Origin of the sequence: Streptomyces sp. NPDC006435 (genome assembly GCF_040612315.1) — a bacterium.
Lineage (GTDB): Bacteria > Actinomycetota > Actinomycetes > Streptomycetales > Streptomycetaceae > Streptomyces.
Genome location: NZ_JBEXPY010000005.1, coordinates 255785 through 274237 on the forward strand (window position 1 = coordinate 255785; position 18453 = coordinate 274237).

At 73.1% G+C, this 18453-nt stretch carries 13 protein-coding genes; 7 read left to right on the plus strand and 6 right to left on the minus strand.

The window, feature by feature from the left end:
• Positions 1–12 precede the first annotated feature (12 nt).
• Positions 13–2589, plus strand: coding sequence for an aminopeptidase N (gene pepN, locus ABZZ04_RS08725; RefSeq protein ID WP_356931460.1), 2577 nt, complete (start codon positions 13–15; stop codon positions 2587–2589).
• Positions 2590–2804: 215 nt separating this feature from the next.
• Here the strand turns inward: pepN and alc are convergent, their stop codons facing one another.
• From alc to ABZZ04_RS08750, 5 genes are all read right to left on the minus strand, one after another.
• Positions 2805–3944, minus strand: coding sequence for an allantoicase (gene alc, locus ABZZ04_RS08730; protein WP_356931461.1), 1140 nt, complete (start codon positions 3942–3944; stop codon positions 2805–2807).
• A gap of 55 nt (positions 3945–3999) precedes the next feature.
• Positions 4000–4923 carry a LysR substrate-binding domain-containing protein gene (locus tag ABZZ04_RS08735; RefSeq protein ID WP_356931462.1) on the minus strand — a complete coding sequence of 308 codons (924 nt, stop codon included), beginning with the start codon at positions 4921–4923 and terminating at the stop codon, positions 4000–4002.
• A 199-nt stretch (positions 4924–5122) separates the two neighbouring features.
• The gene (locus ABZZ04_RS08740) at positions 5123–5353 is read right to left on the minus strand and encodes a hypothetical protein (RefSeq protein ID WP_124717671.1); all 231 of its coding nucleotides are present in this window, start codon (positions 5351–5353) and stop codon (positions 5123–5125) included.
• A 144-nt stretch (positions 5354–5497) separates the two neighbouring features.
• Complete coding sequence (malQ, locus tag ABZZ04_RS08745; RefSeq protein WP_356931463.1) at positions 5498–7687, minus strand: 4-alpha-glucanotransferase; 2190 nt, start codon at positions 7685–7687, stop codon at positions 5498–5500.
• 15 nt (positions 7688–7702) lie between these two features.
• Positions 7703–7957 carry a hypothetical protein gene (locus ABZZ04_RS08750; protein WP_356931464.1) on the minus strand — a complete coding sequence of 85 codons (255 nt, stop codon included), beginning with the start codon at positions 7955–7957 and terminating at the stop codon, positions 7703–7705.
• A gap of 313 nt (positions 7958–8270) precedes the next feature.
• On the opposite strand from ABZZ04_RS08750, the gene ABZZ04_RS08755 reads away from it, so the two are divergent.
• Complete coding sequence (locus ABZZ04_RS08755; RefSeq protein WP_356931465.1) at positions 8271–11300, plus strand: beta-N-acetylglucosaminidase domain-containing protein; 3030 nt, start codon at positions 8271–8273, stop codon at positions 11298–11300.
• Between the two features lie 369 nt (positions 11301–11669).
• Here ABZZ04_RS08755 and ABZZ04_RS08760 read toward each other — a convergent pair whose 3' ends face one another.
• Entirely contained in the window at positions 11670–12206 is a 537-nt protein-coding gene (locus ABZZ04_RS08760) for an HNH endonuclease (protein ID WP_148835238.1), read from the minus strand.
• 387 nt (positions 12207–12593) lie between these two features.
• On the opposite strand from ABZZ04_RS08760, the gene ABZZ04_RS08765 reads away from it, so the two are divergent.
• The 5 genes from ABZZ04_RS08765 (at position 12594) to ABZZ04_RS08785 (ending at position 18453) form a co-directional block, all read left to right on the plus strand.
• Positions 12594–13661 (plus strand): mechanosensitive ion channel family protein, encoded by a 1068-nt coding sequence (locus ABZZ04_RS08765; RefSeq protein ID WP_356931466.1) that lies wholly within the window; start codon positions 12594–12596, stop codon positions 13659–13661.
• Positions 13662–13963: 302 nt separating this feature from the next.
• Positions 13964–15187, plus strand: a complete 1224-nt coding sequence (locus ABZZ04_RS08770; RefSeq protein ID WP_356931467.1) for an ROK family transcriptional regulator — start codon at positions 13964–13966, stop codon at positions 15185–15187.
• A gap of 48 nt (positions 15188–15235) precedes the next feature.
• A complete protein-coding gene (locus tag ABZZ04_RS08775; protein WP_356931468.1) occupies positions 15236–16573 on the plus strand; it encodes an ABC transporter substrate-binding protein in 1338 nt (445 codons plus the stop codon).
• Between the two features lie 7 nt (positions 16574–16580).
• Positions 16581–17549 carry a sugar ABC transporter permease gene (locus ABZZ04_RS08780; RefSeq protein WP_356931469.1) on the plus strand — a complete coding sequence of 323 codons (969 nt, stop codon included), beginning with the start codon at positions 16581–16583 and terminating at the stop codon, positions 17547–17549.
• Between the two features lies 1 nt (position 17550).
• Positions 17551–18453: a carbohydrate ABC transporter permease gene (locus ABZZ04_RS08785; protein WP_356931470.1), complete on the plus strand. Its 903-nt coding sequence runs from the start codon at positions 17551–17553 to the stop codon at positions 18451–18453.

Below are 18453 nucleotides of genomic sequence, written 5' to 3' on the forward strand. Positions count from 1 at the left end.
GGAGATGACCGCGTGCCTGGCACGAATCTGACCCGCGAAGAGGCACAGGAGCGGGCGCGCCTGCTGACCGTGGACGCGTACGAGATCGATCTCGACCTCTCCGGAGCGCAGGAGGGCGGCACCTACCGGTCCGTGACCACCGTGCGCTTCGACTCCGCCGAAGCCGGTGCGGAGACGTTCATCGACCTGGTCGCGCCCGCCGTGCACGAGGTCGAGCTGAACGGGAAATCGCTCGACGTCGCGGCAGTGTTCCGCGACTCCCGCATCGCGCTGCCGCACCTGGTCGCGGGCTCCAACGAGCTGCGGGTCGTCGCCGACTGCGCGTACACCAACACCGGCGAGGGCCTGCACCGTTTCGTCGACCCGGTGGACCAGCAGGCGTACCTCTACACCCAGTTCGAGGTGCCGGACGCCCGCCGGGTGTTCGCGAGCTTCGAGCAGCCCGACCTGAAGGCGACCTTCCGGTTCACCGTGAAGGCCCCGTCCGGCTGGACCGTGATCTCGAACTCGCCGACGCCCGAGCCGAAGGACGACGTCTGGTCCTTCGAGCCGACGCCGCGCATCTCGACGTACATCACGGCCCTGATCGTCGGCCCGTACCACGCGGTGCACAGCAGCTACGAGAAGGACGGCCGGACCGTCCCGCTCGGCATCTACTGCCGTCCCTCGCTGGCCGAGTTCCTCGACGCGGACGACATCTTCGAGGTGACCCGGCAGGGCTTCGACTGGTTCCAGGAGAAGTTCGACTACGACTACCCGTTCGCCAAGTACGACCAGCTCTTCGTGCCGGAGTTCAACGCCGGGGCGATGGAGAACGCGGGCGCGGTCACCATCCGCGACCAGTACGTGTTCCGGTCGAAGGTGACGGACGCGGCGTACGAGCGGCGCGCCGAGACCATCCTGCACGAGCTGGCGCACATGTGGTTCGGCGACCTGGTCACCATGGAGTGGTGGAACGACCTGTGGCTGAACGAGTCGTTCGCCACGTACACCTCGGTCGCCTGCCAGGCGGACGCGCCGGGCACGAGGTGGCCGAACTCCTGGACCACCTTCGCCAACTCCGAGAAGACCTGGGCCTACCGCCAGGACCAGCTGCCGTCCACGCACCCGATCATGGCCGACATCCGTGACCTGGACGACGTGCTGGTCAACTTCGACGGGATCACGTACGCCAAGGGCGCCTCGGTCCTGAAGCAGCTGGTGGCGTACGTCGGCAAGGAGGAGTTCTTCAAGGGCGTCCAGGCGTACTTCAAGGTGCACGCCTTCGGCAACACCCGGTTGTCGGACCTGCTGGGCGCGCTGGAGGAGACCTCCGGCCGCGACCTGAAGACCTGGTCGAAGGCGTGGCTGGAGACCGCGGGCATCAACATCCTGCGCCCGGAGATCGAGACGGACGGGAACGGCCACGTCACGTCCTTCACGGTCCTCCAGGAGGCCCCGGCCCTCCCCGCCGGTGCCAAGGGCGAGCCGACGCTGCGCCCGCACCGCATCGCCATCGGCTGCTACGACCTCGACGGGTCCGGCAAGCTGGTCCGCACGGACCGGATCGAGCTGGACGTCGACGGCGAGCGCACCGTCGTGCCGTTCCCGGCCGGCACCGCCCGCCCCGCCGTGATCCTGCTCAACGACGACGACCTGTCGTACGCGAAGGTCCGGCTCGACGAGGAATCGCTGCGCGTGGTCACCGAGCACCTGGGCGACTTCACCGAGTCCCTGCCCCGGGCCCTGTGCTGGGCCTCCGCCTGGGACATGACCCGGGACGGCGAGCTGGCGACCCGGGACTACCTCGAACTGGTGCTCTCCGGGGCCGGCAAGGAGTCGGACATCGGCGTCGTCCAGTCGCTGCACCGCCAGGTGAAGCTGGCGCTGGACCTGTACGCGGCGCCGGAGTGGCGCGAGGCCGGGCTGAGCCGGTGGACCGAGGCGACGCTGGCGCACCTGCGCGCGGCGGAGCCGGGCAGCGACCACCAGCTGGCCTGGGCCCGTGCCTTCGCGGCGACCGCCCGCACCCCGCAGCAGACGGATCTGCTGCAGGCGCTGCTGGACGGCCGGGAGGTGATCGAGGGCCTGGCCGTCGACACGGAGCTGCGCTGGGCGTTCGTCGAGCGGCTCGCCGCGACCGGCCTCATGGAGGAGGACGGGATCGCCGCCGAGTACGAGCGGGACCGGACGGCGGCGGGCGAGTGCCACGCGGCGACCGCCCGTGCGGCCCGCCCCACCGAGGAGGCGAAGGCGGAGGCGTGGGCCTCGATCGTCGAGTCCGACAAGCTGCCGAACTCCCTCCAGGAGGCGGTCATCACCGGCTTCGTCCAGTCCGACCAGCGCGAGCTGCTGGCCCCGTACACGGAGAAGTTCTTCGCGTCGGTCAAGGGCGTCTGGGACTCGCGCAGCCATGAGATGGCCCAGCAGATCGCGATCGGTCTCTACCCGTCCTTCCAGGTCGCGCAGGAGACCCTGGACGCCACGGACGCCTGGCTGTCCTCGGCCGAGCCGGGCGCGGCCCTGCACCGGCTGATGTCGGAGTCCCGTTCGGGCGTGGAGCGCGCGCTCAGGGCCCGGACCGCGGACGCGGCGGCGGCCACCGCGTAACGGCCGTCGGCCGTCGGCCGTCCGCCCCGGACCGCTCACCGGCCCGGGGCACCGCACGGTCCGGGGCACCCGGCCGGCCGCTCCCCCGTGGAGCCCGGCCGGGTGCCGCCGGGGTGGAGACCCGCCCGTCGGACGGGCGCCGTCGCGCAGCCGTCCGACGGGCGGGAGCGGGGGTGCGGAGCCGGGTCAGGCGCTCGACTCCTCGTGGTGGCGGGTCAGGCGCTCGACTCCTCGTGGCGGCGGGCCAGTTCGGCCGCGCCCGTCTCCGTCAGACTGCCGTGCAGGCGCATCCGGGCGACGCCGCCGTCCGGGAAGGCGTCGAGCCGGACGTGGGTGACGATCGCCCGGGCCCGGAGCGGGAAGCGGTGCAGTGCGTCGGGCCGGAGCCGGGTGCGGGGGATGATCTCGAACCACTCGCCGGTCTCGCCGTTGCGGCCCTGGAGGGCGATCCAGCCGGCCGAGTTGCCCTTGAGGTAGGCCGTGTCGATCTCGACCGCGCGGACCGCTCCCTGGGCGGGGAGGCGGAAGCGCACCCAGTCGTTGGTGCCGCGGACCCGGCGGCGGCGGTTCTCCCAGCCGTCGTCCATCTTGCGCGAGGTGCCGGGCAGGATGATCTGGGTCGGCGAGGAGTAGAAGCGGTCCGACGCGTCCTCGTAGCTGCCGCCGTTCAGGACCGAGATCAGGTCGAACGTGCCGAGCGTGGCGAGCCAGGCGGGGTCGGGGACGACCTCGCCGTGGACGCGGAGGCGGGCGATGCCCCCGTCGGGGTGCTGGCACAGCCGTACGTGGGTGTAGCGGCGGCCGCCGGTGATCTCGAAGCCGTTGGCGGCGTGGCCGCGCACGGGGGTCGACGGGACGATCTCCTCCCACTTCACGTCGTCGGCCAGGAGTTCCTCGGGGCCGGGGGTGCCCTCGACCGAGGTCGCCTGGATCGAGACGCGCTGCGGGTAGTTGCCGCGGAAGTGGGCGGTGTCGACGACGATGCCGCGGATGATGCCGGGGGCGCCGAGCCGGATCAGTGCCCAGTCGTGCTCGTCCGGGGCGGGGAACGGGTGGTCGGCGTCGGCGCCGCGCCTGCGGCGGGTCTCCCAGCCGTCCATGATCTTGCCCTTGTGGCCGAAGCGCTCGGGGTCGAAGACCGCGCGCTCCCGGAGCAGGAGGTTCTCCCGCTGGGCGAAGAACTCGTCGTTGGCGGCGATCACGCCCGCGCCGAGACGGCGGTCGGCGAGATCGACGAGCTCGGTGAAGGGGAGGTCGGTGGTGCGGTAGTCGGCGTACGGGTCGCCGCCACCGTACGGGGCCGCGTCGTTGGCGTGGGGGTCGTCGTGGTGGTTCTCATCCTGGTCGAAGGTCATGCGCCCACTGTCGCAGTGCACGAACCGTCAGGTCCATCGAATGTTTTTGCATCGTCTATTCAGCTGAAGTGAACGATCGGGCCGCCGCGGTGAGCGCCGCCAGGACCCGGGCCACCCCGGGGCCCCGTTCGGCGCCGTGCCGCACCGCCGCAGCCACGTGGCGGCGCGGCTGGTCGGCGTCGAGCGCGCGCATCACCACGCCGTCCCGGACGCACCGTTGCGCCGAGGCCATCCGCGGGACCAGCGCGACGCCCATGCCCGCCTCGACCATGGCCAGGATCGTCGTCCAGCCGGAGGCGCTGTGCGCCTGTTCGGGCACGAATCCGGCGGCCTCGCACGCGGCGGTCGTGATCTGCGACCAGGGGCCCGAGCCGCCGAAGATCCACGGGTCGCCGGAGAGGTCCGCCAGGCGGAGGGCGGGCGCGGCGGCGAGGCGGTGGTCCGCGGGCAGCGCCACGTCCAGGCGGTCCGCGAGCAGGGGCAGCACGGTGAACCGGGGGTCGCGGGCGGTCGGGGCGTGCGCGGCGAGGGACAGCGCGAGGTCCACCTCGCCGGCCGCCAGGAGCTCGTACGCCTGCGCGGCCTCCGCCTCCCGCACCCGCACGCCGGGCCCCGGACGGTCCTCGGCGCGCAGCAGCCGGACGGCGGGGACGACGAGGGCGGGCACCGCCGTGGAGAACGCCGCGATCCGCACCTCGCCCGCCTCACCGCGCAGATAGCCGGTCAGTTCGGCGTCGGCGCGCTCCAGTTGGGCGAAGACGGCCTCGGCGTGGCGCAGGACGAGGTGTGCGGCGTCGGTGAGGCGGACCCGTCGGCCCCGGGCCTCCAGGAGCGGTACGCCGAGCTGCCTGGCCAGGTTGGACAGTTGCTGCGAGACCGCGGACGGGGTCATCAGCAGGGCCTCCGCGGTGGCGGTGACCGTGCCCCGGTCGCGCAGGGTGCGCAGGATGCGGAGCTTCTTGAGGTCCCACTCGGTCATGGCCGAAACCTACCCGGCGCCCCGCGGGCGGCACCGGGCCCGACCGGGGTGCGCGCCGTGTTCCGGACACGCGTGTGCGCCGCGCGGTACGAGTACCCGCGGCGCACACGGAAGGAGTGGGTGCCGGGTCCGGCCGCCGGGCCGCCGTCCGCCGCGCGGAATCGTCCGTCGGCGTCCGGGGCGGCCCGGACCTGCGGTCCTAGGCCTGCTTCTTGGACTTGTCGAGGACCATGACCAGGCCCGTGATGACCAGGAACAGCACGATGGGTGCCACGACGTAGAGGCCGATGGTCTCCATCGCGCTCAGGCCGGGCCCCGGGTCGTCACCGTCGTCGCGGGTGAGCGCGAGCGCGGGGGACGACATGAGCAGCATCATCAGCGTCGTTCCGGCCGCGACGGCACCGGCGCGCATAGCGTTCTTCTTGTCCACGGTGCAAACGTAGCGAACGCCCTGGACGGGCGCGCGCCCGGGGGTGCCGTACGGGGTCGTGGACCCGGCGCCGACCCCGGCACGGGGCGGTCTCCGGCCGGGCCCGGCGCACTCCCCGACCCCGGCGCCGGGTCCGGTGCGGGTTCATTCGCGGGCGGGTCCGTGCCGGGGCCGCGACCCCCTCCGCAGGGGCGCGAGGACCTCCATCAGCCGGTGCAGCCGGGGCGCGGCGGCCAGTTCCTCCAGGGTGACCGGGTTTCCCTCCGCGTCGGCGACGGGCAGGCGCCAGTTGGGGTACTGGTCCCAGGTGCCGGGGAGGTTCTGCGGGCGGCGGTCGCCCAGCGCGTCGGGGAGCCAGACGCCGACCAGCCGGGCGGGGGTGCGCAGCAGGAAGCGGTGGACGGCGCGGACGGCGCCCTCCTCGTCGCTCTCGCCCTCGGGCAGCAGGCCGAGGCGGGAGAGGTGCCCGAGCCATTCGGCGGTGTCGGTCGCGTCCGCCGCCGCCTCCACCGCCAGGGGGCGGGTGAGCAGGCCGAGGCGGTGGCGCAGCGTCACATGGTCGCCGGTCAGCCGGGCGGCGGCGGACGGCAGGTCGTGGGTGGTGACCGTGGCCAGGCAGTCCGCGCGCCACCGCTCGGGGGCCAGGGGGCGGCCGGTGTCCGCCCAGTCCCGCTCGAACCAGAGCACGGAGGTGCCGAGGACGCCGCGCCGGGCCAGGGCCTCGCGGACCCCCGGTTCGACGGTGCCGAGGTCCTCCCCCAAGACGACCGCGCCGGCCCGGTGCGCCTCCAGGACGAGGACGGCGAGCATCGCCTCCGCGTCGTGGCCGACGTAGGTGCCCTCGGTGGGCGGGCGGCCCTCGGGCACCCACCAGAGCCGGAACAGGCCCATGACGTGGTCGATGCGCAGCGCGCCCGCGTGGGCGAGGAGTCCGCGCAGCAGGCCGCGGTACGGGGCGTAGCCGGAGGCGGCGAGGGCGTCGGGGCGCCAGGGCGGCAGGCCCCAGTCCTGGCCCCGGGCGTTGAAGGCGTCCGGGGGCGCGCCGACGGACATGCCGTGCGCGAGGGCGTCCTGCTGGGCCCAGCTGTCGGCTCCGTCGGGGTGCACGCCGACGGCGAGGTCGTGGACGATGCCGACGGCCATGCCCGCGTCCAGGGCGGCGCGCTGGGCCCCGGCGAGCTGGGCGTCGGTCAGCCAGGCGAGCCGGCAGTGGAAGTCGACCCGGTCCAGGAGTTCGCCGCGGGCGCGGGCGGTCTCCCGGGAGCGGGGGTCGCGGAGCCCGGCGGGCCAGGCGTGCCAGTCGGGGCCGTGCACCTCGGCGAGGGCGCACCACAGGGCGTGGTCCTCCAGGGCCCGTCCCTGTTCGGCCAGGAAGTCGCAGTACGCGGCGCGGCGGCCCGGGGTGAGGGGCACCTCCCGTACCAGTTCGAGTGCTCGGCGCTTGAGTTCCCAGACGGCGTCGCGGTCGATCAGGGCGCCCTTGTTCAGGACCGTGTCGGTGAGCGACGCGGCGCTCTGGCGCAGGTCGTCGAGGGCGCCTCGGTCGGTCACGTACCCGTACTCGGGGATGTCCTCGACCCGCAGGTGGACGGGGTCGGGGAAGCGCCGTGACGAGGGGCGGTACGGGGACGGGTCGGTGGGGTCGCCGGGCACGGCGGCGTGCAGCGGGTTGACCTGGACGAAGCCGGCGCCGAGGGCCCGCCCGGACCAGGCGGCGAGGTCGGCGAGGTCCCCGAGATCGCCCATGCCCCAGGAGCGGGCGGAGAGCAGGGAGTAGAGCTGGACCAGGAAGCCGTGGCCGCGGGCGGGCGGGCGGGGCGCCCGGGGCGGGGCGACGACGAGCGTGCAGGCGGCGGTCCGGCCGCCCGGCGCGCGCACGGCCAGCCGGTGCACCCCGAGCGGCGGCTCCGTCCACCAGGCGGGGGCCGCCGGCGGGTCCGTCCCGGCGTCGCCCGCCCCAACGGCCGGCTGCGGAACGGCCGGTTGCGAAGCGGCCGGATCCGTTCGCCCGGCCGGGACGCGGGTGCGCGGGACCGGGGGTGCGCCGGGGTCCTCCAGCCGGACGTCGAGCGTGGTGCCGGGCGGCAGGGCGGCCAGGGCGGGCGGCAGCGGCTCTCCGGCCCACACCACCACGGTCGGCGGGAGCAGCCGGGAACGGGCCGCCGACTCGGCGGCGGCGAGCGATTCCCGTACTGCTTCGGGTGTGGTGGCGTCCACGCCGAGCGCGGCGAGCACGGCGACGACCGTGCCGTCGGGGACGGGGACCGCCGGACCGGCGGACGGGGAGTGGGAGGTGGCGACGCCGTGCAGTGCGGCGAGCCGGGTCAAGCCCATGCGGACTCCTGGGGACTACGGGCCCCACACGCCGCCGGAGACGGCCGGCTCACTGGTCAGCGGAGCGTTGACGGCGAGCGGGGGTTCGCTGGTCAGGGGGGTGACGTCGGCGAGCGGCGGCTCGCTGGTCAGGGGTATCGCGTCACCGAGCGGCGGCTCGCTGGTCAGCGGGCCGGGGCCGGCGTCCGGGGCCGGATCGACCGGCGGGGCGGCGGGGGAAGGAACCTGTCCGGAGAGGGCGGAGAGCAGAAGCTGCGCGGCGGCGGGCATGGCGGCCTCCTGGCCGTGGGGGAAGCAGGACACGGCAGACCTACCCCGTGGGCTCTGCCACAGGCGTAGGCGTTACCGCAACGAGTTCAACGTGCTCCGGGTCACATTCCGTTCCCCCGGGGCCGTTTCCCCGTAAGTTGTTCGCCGTTTTCGGCCATCCGGCGTCATCCTTGAGGCCGTCCGGCCTCGGCCGACCATCCCTCACCCCACTTGCCATACCGGGCATTTCCGGCACAACAACCACGCGCATTGACACCCTCGCACGCGGGTGGTGGGCTCGGAGCCCATCGGCGGGAACGAGGTGAGGAGAGCGATGCGGCTCACACGCAGGGGGCAGGCGACGGCCATCGCGGTGGCCGTGTTCGGCGGGCTGCTCTCCGCCCAGGCCCCGGCCGCCGTCGCGGCCCCTCCGGGGCCCGGCTCCTCCCCCGCCGCCACCACGCCCGACCGCGCGGCGGACGGGACGCCGCCCGCGGTGTGGCCCCGGCCGCAGTCCGTCGAGGCCGCGGGCCGGTCCGTGCCGCTCACCTCCGAGGTCACCCTCGTCGCCGACGCGCACGCCGATCCGTACGCGGTCGACGCGCTGCGCCAGGTCCTGCGGGACGCGGGCGTGCGGACCGTCCACGAGTCCCTGCCCGGCCGCGGCCCGGTCGTCCGGCTCGGCGGCGGGGACGCCCGGGACGCGCTGCGCGCCCTGCGTGCCCCCGCCCGCGGTGATCTGCCCTCCGGCGGCTACCGGATCGCGGTCGGCCGGACCGGGGGCCGGGACACCGTCGCCCTCGACGGCGTCGGCGAGGACGGCCTCTTCCACGGCGTGCAGACGCTGCGTCAGCTGATCCGGGACGGCGGCGTCGCCGGGGTGACCGTCCGGGACTGGCCGGCCACCGCCGTGCGCGGCATGGCCGAGGGCTTCTACGGGCAGCCGTGGTCCCGCGAGGAGCGGCTGGCGCAGATCGACTTCATGGGGCGCACGAAGCAGAACAGGTACCTGTACGCGGCGGGCGACGACCCGTACCGGCAGGCCCGCTGGCGCGACCCGTACCCGGCCGACCGGCGCGCCGACTTCCGGGCGCTGGCCGAGCGGGCGCGGGCGGCACACGTGACGCTCGGCTGGGCCGTCTCGCCCGGCCAGGCCATGTGCATGTCGTCGTCCTCCGACGTGCGGGCGCTGACCAGGAAGCTCGACGCGATGTGGGCGCTGGGGGTGCGGGCCTTCCAGCTCCAGTTCCAGGACGTCAGCTACAGCGAGTGGCACTGCGACGCCGACGCCGACACCTTCGGCCGGGGCCCCGAGGCCGCGGCCCGGGCGCAGGCGCGCGTGGCGAGCGCGGTGGCCCGGCACCTCGCGGACCGTCACCCGGACGCGCCGCCGCTGTCGGTGATGCCGACGGAGTTCTACCAGGACGGGGCGACCGAGTACCGCACGGCGCTCGCCGAGGAGCTGGACGACCGGGTCCAGGTGGCCTGGACCGGCGTCGGGGTCGTGCCTCGGACCATCACCGGCGGGGAACTGGCCGGGGCCCGTGCCGCGTTCCGGCACCCGCTGGTCACGCTGGACAACTACCCGGTCAACGACTACGCCCAGGACCGGCTCTTCCTCGGCCCGTACACCGGCCGGGACCCGGCGGTGGCGACCGGTTCCGCGGCGCTGATCGCCAACGCGATGGAGCAGTCCTCCGCGTCCCGCATCCCGCTGTTCACCGCCGCCGACTTCGCCTGGAACCCGCGGGGCTACCGGCCGCAGGAGTCCTGGCGGGCGGCGATCGACGACCTGGCGGGCGGCGACGCGCGCACCGGGGACGCGCTGCGCGCGCTGGCCGGGAACAGCGCCGCGTCCGTGCTGGGCGGTGACGAGTCGGCGTATCTGCGGCCGCTGCTGGCCGCGTTCTGGAAGTCCCGCACCGGCGAGGACGCCGCGGCGCGGGACGAGACGGCCCGCGAGCTGCGGGCGGCGTTCACCGTGATGCGCCGGGCCCCGGAGCGGCTGGCGGACGTGGCGGACGGGCGGCTGGGCGAGGAAGTGCGGCCGTGGAGCGAGCAGTTGTCCCGGTACGGCCGGGCGGGCGAGCTGGCCGTCGATCTGCTGGGCGCCCAGTCGCGCGGTGACGGGGCCGCCGCGTGGCGGGCGTCGCTGGCGCTGGAGCCGGTGCACAAGGCCGTGAAGGCGGGCGGCGCGACGGTCGGCAAGGGGGTCCTCGGGCCGTTCCTGGACCGGGTGCGCCGGGAGGCGGACGCCTGGACGGGCGCGGACCGTGACGCCGGTACGGTCTCCAGGACTCCGGACGGCTACACGGTGCGGCTGAACCGGCCCCGCCCGGTGGAGACGGTGACGGCGATGACCGCACCGGGCAGCGGCTCGGTGGCCGGTGCGACGCTGGAGGCCCATGTGCCCGGCGAGGGCTGGCGCACGCTCGGCACGCTGTCGGAGTCCGGCTGGACCCAGACCGCGGCCAAGGGACTGCGGACCGACGCGATCCGGATCAGCCGCCCCGCGGAGGTCCCGGTGGCGCCCTCCGTCGTCACGGGCTCCCTGCCGCCGTTCGTGCCCGGGAGCCGGGCGGGCGACGGGAGCGGCGGGAGCACGCCGTCGCGGCCCCTGGACGTGCGGGCGCTCGTGCCCTGGTTCGGGGACGAGCCCGCCGCCCGGCTCGATCTCGTGCGCGGCGAGACGGACGCCGTGATCGGCGGCGATCCGCAGCGGGTCGAGGCGCACCTGGCCGCCCGGCGCCCCGCCGAGGTGCAGGGCGAGCTCACCGCGAAGGCACCCGAGGGCATCGAGGTGAGCGTCCCGAAGCGGACGAGGGTGCCGCGCGGTTCGCACACCGCCGTCCCCGTCGAGATCACGGTCCCGGCGGGCACCCCGGCCGGCGAGTACGAGGTGCCGATCGGCTTCGGCGACGAGCGCAGCACACTCACCGTCCGGGCGTTCCCGCGCACCGACGGCCCCGACCTGCTGCGCACCGCCACCGCGTCCTCGTCCGGCGACGAGACGCCCGACTTCCCGGCGTCGGCCGCCACGGACGGCGATCCGGGGACCCGCTGGTCCTCGCCCGTCGAGGACGGCGCCTGGTGGCAGGCGGAGCTGCCCCGGTCCACCCGGGTCGGGAAGGTGGTGCTGCACTGGCAGGACGCGTACGCCTCCCGCTACCGGGTCCAGGTCTCCCCCGACGGCCGCAACTGGCGCACGGCGGCCACCGTCCGGGAGGGCCGGGGCGGGCGCGAGTCGGTCCGGATGGATGCGAAGGACACCCGCTTCCTCAGGGTCCAGGGCGACGCCCGGGGCACCGAGTTCGGCTACTCGCTGTGGTCCGTGGAGGCGTACGCCGTCGCCGGCAAGGGCTAGGGTCTTTCGTTTGGATCAGGCCGGATCAGTGAGCGGGGTCCGGTGCGTGCGATCGCAAGGCGGAGGAGGGAGTCGACGCGGAGCGTCGGCGACCGACGACAACGCGGCGAGCGTACGTGCCGGGGCACGCGAGCCCGGCATGATCCAAACGAAAGACCCCAGGCCGGGGCTCCCGGCCGGACTCACGGGTCCCGGCCCGCACGGACGCCACGGGCCACCCGGCCCTCGCCCGGCACCACGGGACACCCGGCGCCACGGGGTGCCCGGCCCGCACCCGTCACCGCGGGCTGCCCGGCCCGCGCCCGGTTCGGGGCATCCCGGACCGCCCCGGGGCCCTGACCGGCCCCAGGGACGACGAAGGCCCGGATCTCAGGCCGATATGCCGTCGATCCGGGCCATCGCGTCGTCCGCGCCGAACGGTTGCAAGTACGGCAACCAGCGCGGGTCGCGATGTCCCGTGCCGATGATCCGCCAGGCGAGACCCGTGGGCGGGGCGGGTTGTTGGTGCAGCCGCCAGCCGAGCTCCGGCAGGTGCCGGTCCGCCTTGACGTGGTTGCAGCGGCGGCAGGCCGCCACCACGTTGTCCCAGGAGTGCTGTCCGCCGCGGCTGCGCGGAATCACGTGGTCGATGCTGGTCGCGGCGGCACCGCAGTACATGCAGCGTCCCCCGTCCCTGGCGAAGAGCGCCCTGCGGGTCAGCGGTACGGGCCCCCGGTAGGGGACGCGCACGAACCGCTTCAGACGGACGACGCTGGGGGCCGGGACGGCCCGGGTGGCACTGTGCATGAAGGCGCCGGACTCCTCTAGGCAGATGGCCTTGTTTTCGAGGACGAGGACGAGCGCGCGGCGGAGCGGTACGACGCCGAGTGGCTCGTACGACGCGTTGAGAACCAGGACATGCGGCACGGTGGATGCCTCCTTGTACGCCGGCGGCGCGTGGCTCGCGCCGGGACGATCCGATCTCAGTCTCTACTCCTGCCTGGTCGGAGCGCCACCACGTGCGGGTAACGGGCCGGAAGGATTTTTCCGCCGCCGGCTCCCCGCAGGCCCCCGCCGTCCGCCGCCCGCGCCCCGGGCGCACGCCGGAGCGGGAGCTTCCGGCCGGGCCCCGGTGGGGGGCGCGCGTGGTGTGCGATCGGCCACACGCCGCCCCGGCGGACTGTGCCCCTCTGCCTCGTTCCGTCCTCCGTTTCCCCTCGCGGGGTGCTTCTCCCGCCCCGGACGCGCCCCTGGACCACGTGCGATGCCCCGTTAGTGTGGTTGGTCTGCCGTAGTCCATCTGGAGGTTCCGCCGTGTCCCTGTCCGCCCTGCTGGCCGCAGCCCCGTCACCCGAGCCCGTCGGTTCGTTGGACGAGGCCGCCGAACAGGCCGGCCACGCCGCGAGCTGGGTGGAGGAGAACTGGTCCACCTGGCTGAGCACCGGTCTGCGCATCGTGCTCATCGCGGCGATCGCGATCATGCTGCGCATCGCGGTCCGGCGCGCGCTCACCAAACTCATAGACCGGATGAACCGCAGCGCCCAGGCGGTCGAGGGCACCACACTGGGCGGGCTGCTGGTCAACGCGGAACGCCGCCGCCAGCGCTCCGAGGCGATCGGTTCCGTACTCCGCTCGGTCGCGTCGTTCCTGATCCTCGGCACGGCCGTCCTGATGATCCTGGGCGCGTTCCAGATCAACCTGGCCCCGCTGCTGGCCTCCGCCGGTGTGGCCGGTGTGGCGATCGGTTTCGGCGCGCGCAACCTGGTCACCGACTTCCTGTCCGGCGTCTTCATGATCCTGGAGGACCAGTACGGGGTGGGCGACACCGTCGACGCGGGCGTCGCCTCCGGCGAGGTCATCGAGGTCGGCCTGCGGGTAACGAAGCTGCGCGGCGCCGACGGCGAGATCTGGTACGTCCGCAACGGCGAGGTGAAGCGGATCGGCAACCTCAGCCAGGGCTGGTCCACGGCCGGCGTCGATGTGATGGTGCATCCCACCGAGGACCTGGACCGGGTCCGTACGGCCATCACCGAGGCCGCCGACGCCATGGCCAAGGAGGAGCCCTGGTCCGAGCGGCTCTGGGGCCCGGTGGAGGTGCTGGGTCTGGACTCCGTGCTCCTGGACTCGATGACGGTCCGGGTCTCCGCGAAGACGATGCCCGGCAAGTCGCTGGGCGTGGAGCGCGAGTTGCGCTGGCGGATCAAGCGGGCCTTCGACGAGGCGGGCATCCGCATCGTCGGCGGCGTCCCGGCCCAGGCCGAGGAGGCAGCCGCCCCCGACCCCTCGGCCGCCGTCGCCGCCCCGTCCGCCTACGCCTCGGCCACCTCGCCCCAGTCCCTGGCCACGGCCCCGATCAACCCGCCGCTGAACAAGGGGAAGTAGGGCCCCTCCCGGGCCATGCCCCGCATCCCGTGTCCCCGGCCGGTCACCACCGGCGCCGGGGACACGGTGCGTCGGGGGCGAGGGGCACGGCGCGCCGTGCCCGGGGACACGCCCACGCCTCATCAACTGCGTTGACGCACGATGCGGTTGAGGACGCGCCATCATGGACCCACGTGTTCCGGAAGTGCCCCGGGTAACGCTTTGGTTGCCACCGGGGCTCCCCCCATTGACGGCCCGGTTACGCGCGCATACGGTCCTCACCAAATAGGAAACTTTCCTAACAGAGGGCAGGTGCCGTACGCATGGCCGGAACCACACCGGGAACCCCCCGCGTTCTGCGCGCCATGAACGATCGGGCCGCCCTCGATCTGCTGCTGGAGCACGGGCCGCTCTCGCGGACCCGGATCGGGAAGCTGACCGGGCTGTCCAAGCCCACCGCCTCGCAGTTGCTGGCGCGGCTGGAGGCGGCCGGGCTGGTGGTCGCGACCGGGACCGTGGCCGGCCGACCGGGGCCCAACGCGCAGCTGTACGGGGTGAACGCGCGGGCCGCCCATGTCGCGGGGCTGGACGTGACCGCCCGCCGGATCGTCGCCGCCGTCGCCGACGTGACCGGGCAGACCGTCGGGGAGTTCGAGCTGCGCACCCCCGGGCGGCGTGCCGACAGCGTGGTGCGGCAGGTGGCGGACGCGCTGGACGGGGCGGTCAAGGACGCCGGGCTCACCCGGTCCGACGTGCACCGGGTCGTCATCGGCACCCCCGGCGCCTTCGACCCCGGCACCGGCCGACTGCGGTACGCCTCGCACCTGCCGGGCTGGCACTCCCCCACGCTGCTGGAGGAACTGGCCGCCTTCCTGCCGATGCCGGTGGAGTACGAGAACGACGTGAACCTGGTCGCGGTGGCCGAGCAGCGCCTCGGTGCCGCGCGCGGGCACGAGGACTTCGTCCTGCTGTGGAACGAGGAGGGGCTCGGCGCCGCCCTCGTCATCAACGGACGGCTGCACCGCGGATTCACCGGCGGCGCGGGCGAGGTCGGTTTCCTGCCGGTGCCGGGCGCCCCGCTGGTCCGCCAGGTCACCAAGGTGAACGCGGGCGGCTTCCAGGAGCTGGCCGGGGCGCAGGTGCTGTCCCGACTGGGCCGGGAGCTCGGCATCGACGACGGGCTGATCCGCGGTTCCGGCACCCACCACGAGGTCGCGGCCCGGCTGCTCGCCCGCGCCGCCGAGGCCGCGCAGGCCGGCGAGGACGGCCCGTACCCCCGACTGCTCGATCTGTTCGCCACCGGGATCGCGACCGGTCTCGCCTCGATGACCGCCGTGCTGGACCCGGAGGTCGTCGTGCTGTCCGGCGAGGTGATCGCGGCCGGCGGGGAACCGCTGCGCGGCCGGGTGGAGTCCGAACTTTCCGAACTGGCCGCCTCCCGGCCTCGGCTGATCGCCGGTGAGGTGACGCACCGTCCCGTGCTGCGCGGCGCGCTGGAGAGCGCCCTCGTCACCACCCGTGACGAGGTCTTCGACACGTCCCGCTGACCCGCTCGTCCCTTCCTCCGCCCCCATCCTTCACCGGGAGACACCCCCATGTCCGGAAACCGCCGGAAGTCGGCCGTCGCACTCGCCGCGACCGCCGCCATCTCTCTGTTCGCCTCGGCCTGTACCGGCCAGAGCAGCTCCGGTGCCAGCGATGATCCGTCCAAGGAGACGACCATCACCTTCTGGCACGGCTGGATCAACCCGAGCGAGGCGGAGGCGATCCAGGCGACGGTCGACGCCTTCCAGAAGGCACACCCCAACATCCATGTGAAGGTCGTCGGCAACATGACCGACGACAAGATCAACCAGGCGCTGCGGGCGGGCGGTTCGAACACCCCGGACGTCGTCTCCTCGTTCACCACGAACAACGTCGGCAAGTTCTGTTCGTCGAAGGCGTTCGTCGACCTGAACCCGTTCCTGAAGAAGGACGGCATCGACCCGGAGAAGACCTTCCCGAAGGCGATGAACGAGTACACGCAGTTCGACGGGGTGCGGTGCACCGTGCCGCTGCTCGGCGACGCCTACGGCCTCTACTACAACAAGGACGCGTTCGAGAAGGCCGGCATCACCGAACCGCCCCGGACCTGGTCCCAGCTGGCCGAGGTCGCCAAGAAGCTGACGAGGACCAGGGGCGACTCGTACGAGCGGCTCGGCTTCATGCCGAACTACCACGGCTACGAGACGACGACCGAGCACTACCTCGGCGGCTGGGACCCGAAGTACTTCGACGCGGACGGCAGGTCGAACATCGCGAAGGACCCGTCGTTCGCCGACATGCTGAGCACCCAGAAGAAGCTGGTCGACGACCTGGGCGGGTACGAGAAGCTGGAGAAGTTCCGCACCTCGTTCGGCGACGAGTGGGGCGCCAAGCACCCGTTCCACACCGGCCAGGTGGCCATGCAGCTGGACGGCGAGTGGCGGCTGGGGATGGCCGAGGAGGCCAAGCCGGGGTTCGAGATCGGCGTCGCCCCGATGCCCGTCCCCGACGACCGGGCGGACACCTACGGCAGGGGTTACCTGACCGGCACCATCGCCGGCATCGCCGCCACCTCGCAGAAGCAGAACGCGGCCTGGGAGCTGGTGAAGTTCATGACCACCGACACCGACGCGGTGGTGAACTTCGCCAACGCCATCCACAACGTGCCCTCCACCCTGGCGGCGCTGAAGTCGCCGAAGCTGAAGTACGACCCGCGCTTCAAGACCTTCCTGGACATCGCCGCGAACCCGGCCAGCACCACCACCCCGCCCTCGGTGAACGGCGGCGCGTACCTGGTGTCCCTGCAGAACCTCGGGTTCGCCGTCGAGAAGGGCGAGCAGAAGGACATCGCGGCGGGCCTGAAGAAGACCGCCGCGGAGATCGACGCGGCGATCGAGCAGGCGAAGTAGCACCGCGATGAGCACGCACACGCTCCGTCCGAAGCGGCATCACTCGACGCTCGCCGCGAGGCACCGCCGCTCGGCGCTGAGGACCGCGGCCTTCATGTCGCCGTGGCTGATCGGGTTCTGCGTCTTCTTCGCCTACCCGCTGATCTCCACGGTCTACTTCTCCTTCACCAGCTACGACGGTTTCACGGCCCCCGAGTTCAGCGGGCTGCAGAACTGGTCGTTCGTCCTCAACGACTACCCGCTGTTCTGGCCGGCGCTGCGCAACACGCTCTGGCTGGTCGTGGTCATGGTCAGCTGCCGGGTGGTGTTCGGTCTCGGCGTCGGGCTGCTGATCACGAAGATCAAGACCGGCACCGGGGTCTTCCGCACCCTGTTCTACCTGCCCTACCTGGCCCCGCCCGTGGCGGCGACCCTCTGCTTCGTCTTCCTGCTCAACCCCGGCACCGGACCGGTCAACTCGGCCCTCGACGGGTTGGGGCTGCCCGCGCCGGGCTGGTTCACCGACACCGCCTGGTCCAAGCCGGCCCTGACCGCGCTCGCGGTGTGGGGGGTGGGCGACCTGATGGTGATCTTCATGGCCGCGCTGCTCGACGTGCCGAAGGAGCAGTACGAGGCGGCGGAGCTGGACGGGGCGTCCTCGTTCCAGCGCTTCCGCTTCGTCACGCTGCCGAACATCTCGCCGATCATCATGTTCGCGGTGGTCACCGGGATCATCCAGACGATGCAGTACTACACCCAGCCGTTCGTGGCCGGGAAGGTCGCCTCCGGGGTGATGGGCGGCTCCGGGCAGCAGTTCGAACCGGGCTATCCCGACAAGTCGACACTGACGCTTCCGCAGGTGGTCTACAACCTCGGTTTCCAGCGCTTCGACTACGGCTCCGCCTGCGTGGTCGCGCTCGTCCTCTTCGTCCTCGCCATGGCGTTCACCGCACTGCTGATGCGGCGCCGCAGCGGACTGATCCAGGCAGGTGACTGACGTGGCGCAGGTTCTCGACCCCGTGAAGACGGCCGGACCGGCCCCCGGCCCGGCCACGCCGTCCGAACGCACCGCGCGCCGCAAGGCGCTGCTGAACTGGATCGCCGTGCACGCGCTCGGCGTCGCGGCCGCGCTCTTCTTCGTGCTGCCGTTCGTCTTCCTGCTGCTCACCTCGCTGATGAGCGACCAGCAGGCGCTGACCCGCGACCTGTGGCCGCACCCCTTCGAGTGGGGCAACTACCGGAAGGTCTTCCAGACCGACGGCTTCCTGCTCTGGTGGCGCAACACCCTGCTGTACGCGGGACTCGGCACCGTCCTCACGGTCGTCTCGTCGCTGCCCGTGGCGTACGCGCTCGCCAAGTTCCGCTTCCGCGGCCGGCACCTGTCGCTGATGCTCGTCATCTCGATGATGATGCTGCCGCCGCAGGTCGTCGTCATCCCGATGTACCTGTTCTGGGCGAAGCAGCTGGACCTGTCCGGCACGCTCTGGCCGCTGATCGTCCCGATGGCGTTCGGCGACGCGTTCTCCATCTTCCTGCTGCGGCAGTTCCTGCTGACCATCCCGGACGAGTACCTGGACGCCGCGAAGGTCGACGGCTGCGGCGAACTGCGCACCCTGCTCAGGGTCGTGGTGCCGATGGCCAAGCCGGGCATCGCCGCCGTCGCGCTCTTCCAGTTCTTCTACGCCTGGAACGACTACTTCGGGCCGCAGATCTACGCCTCGGAGAACTCTGCCGCCTGGACGCTCAGCTACGGGCTGGAGTCCTTCAAGAGCGCGCACCACACCGACTGGAACCTGACCATGGCCGCGACCGTACTGGTCATGGCCCCCGTGATCCTCGTCTTCTTCTTCGCCCAGAAGGCGTTTGTCGAGGGCGTCACACTGACCGGAGTAAAGGGCTGA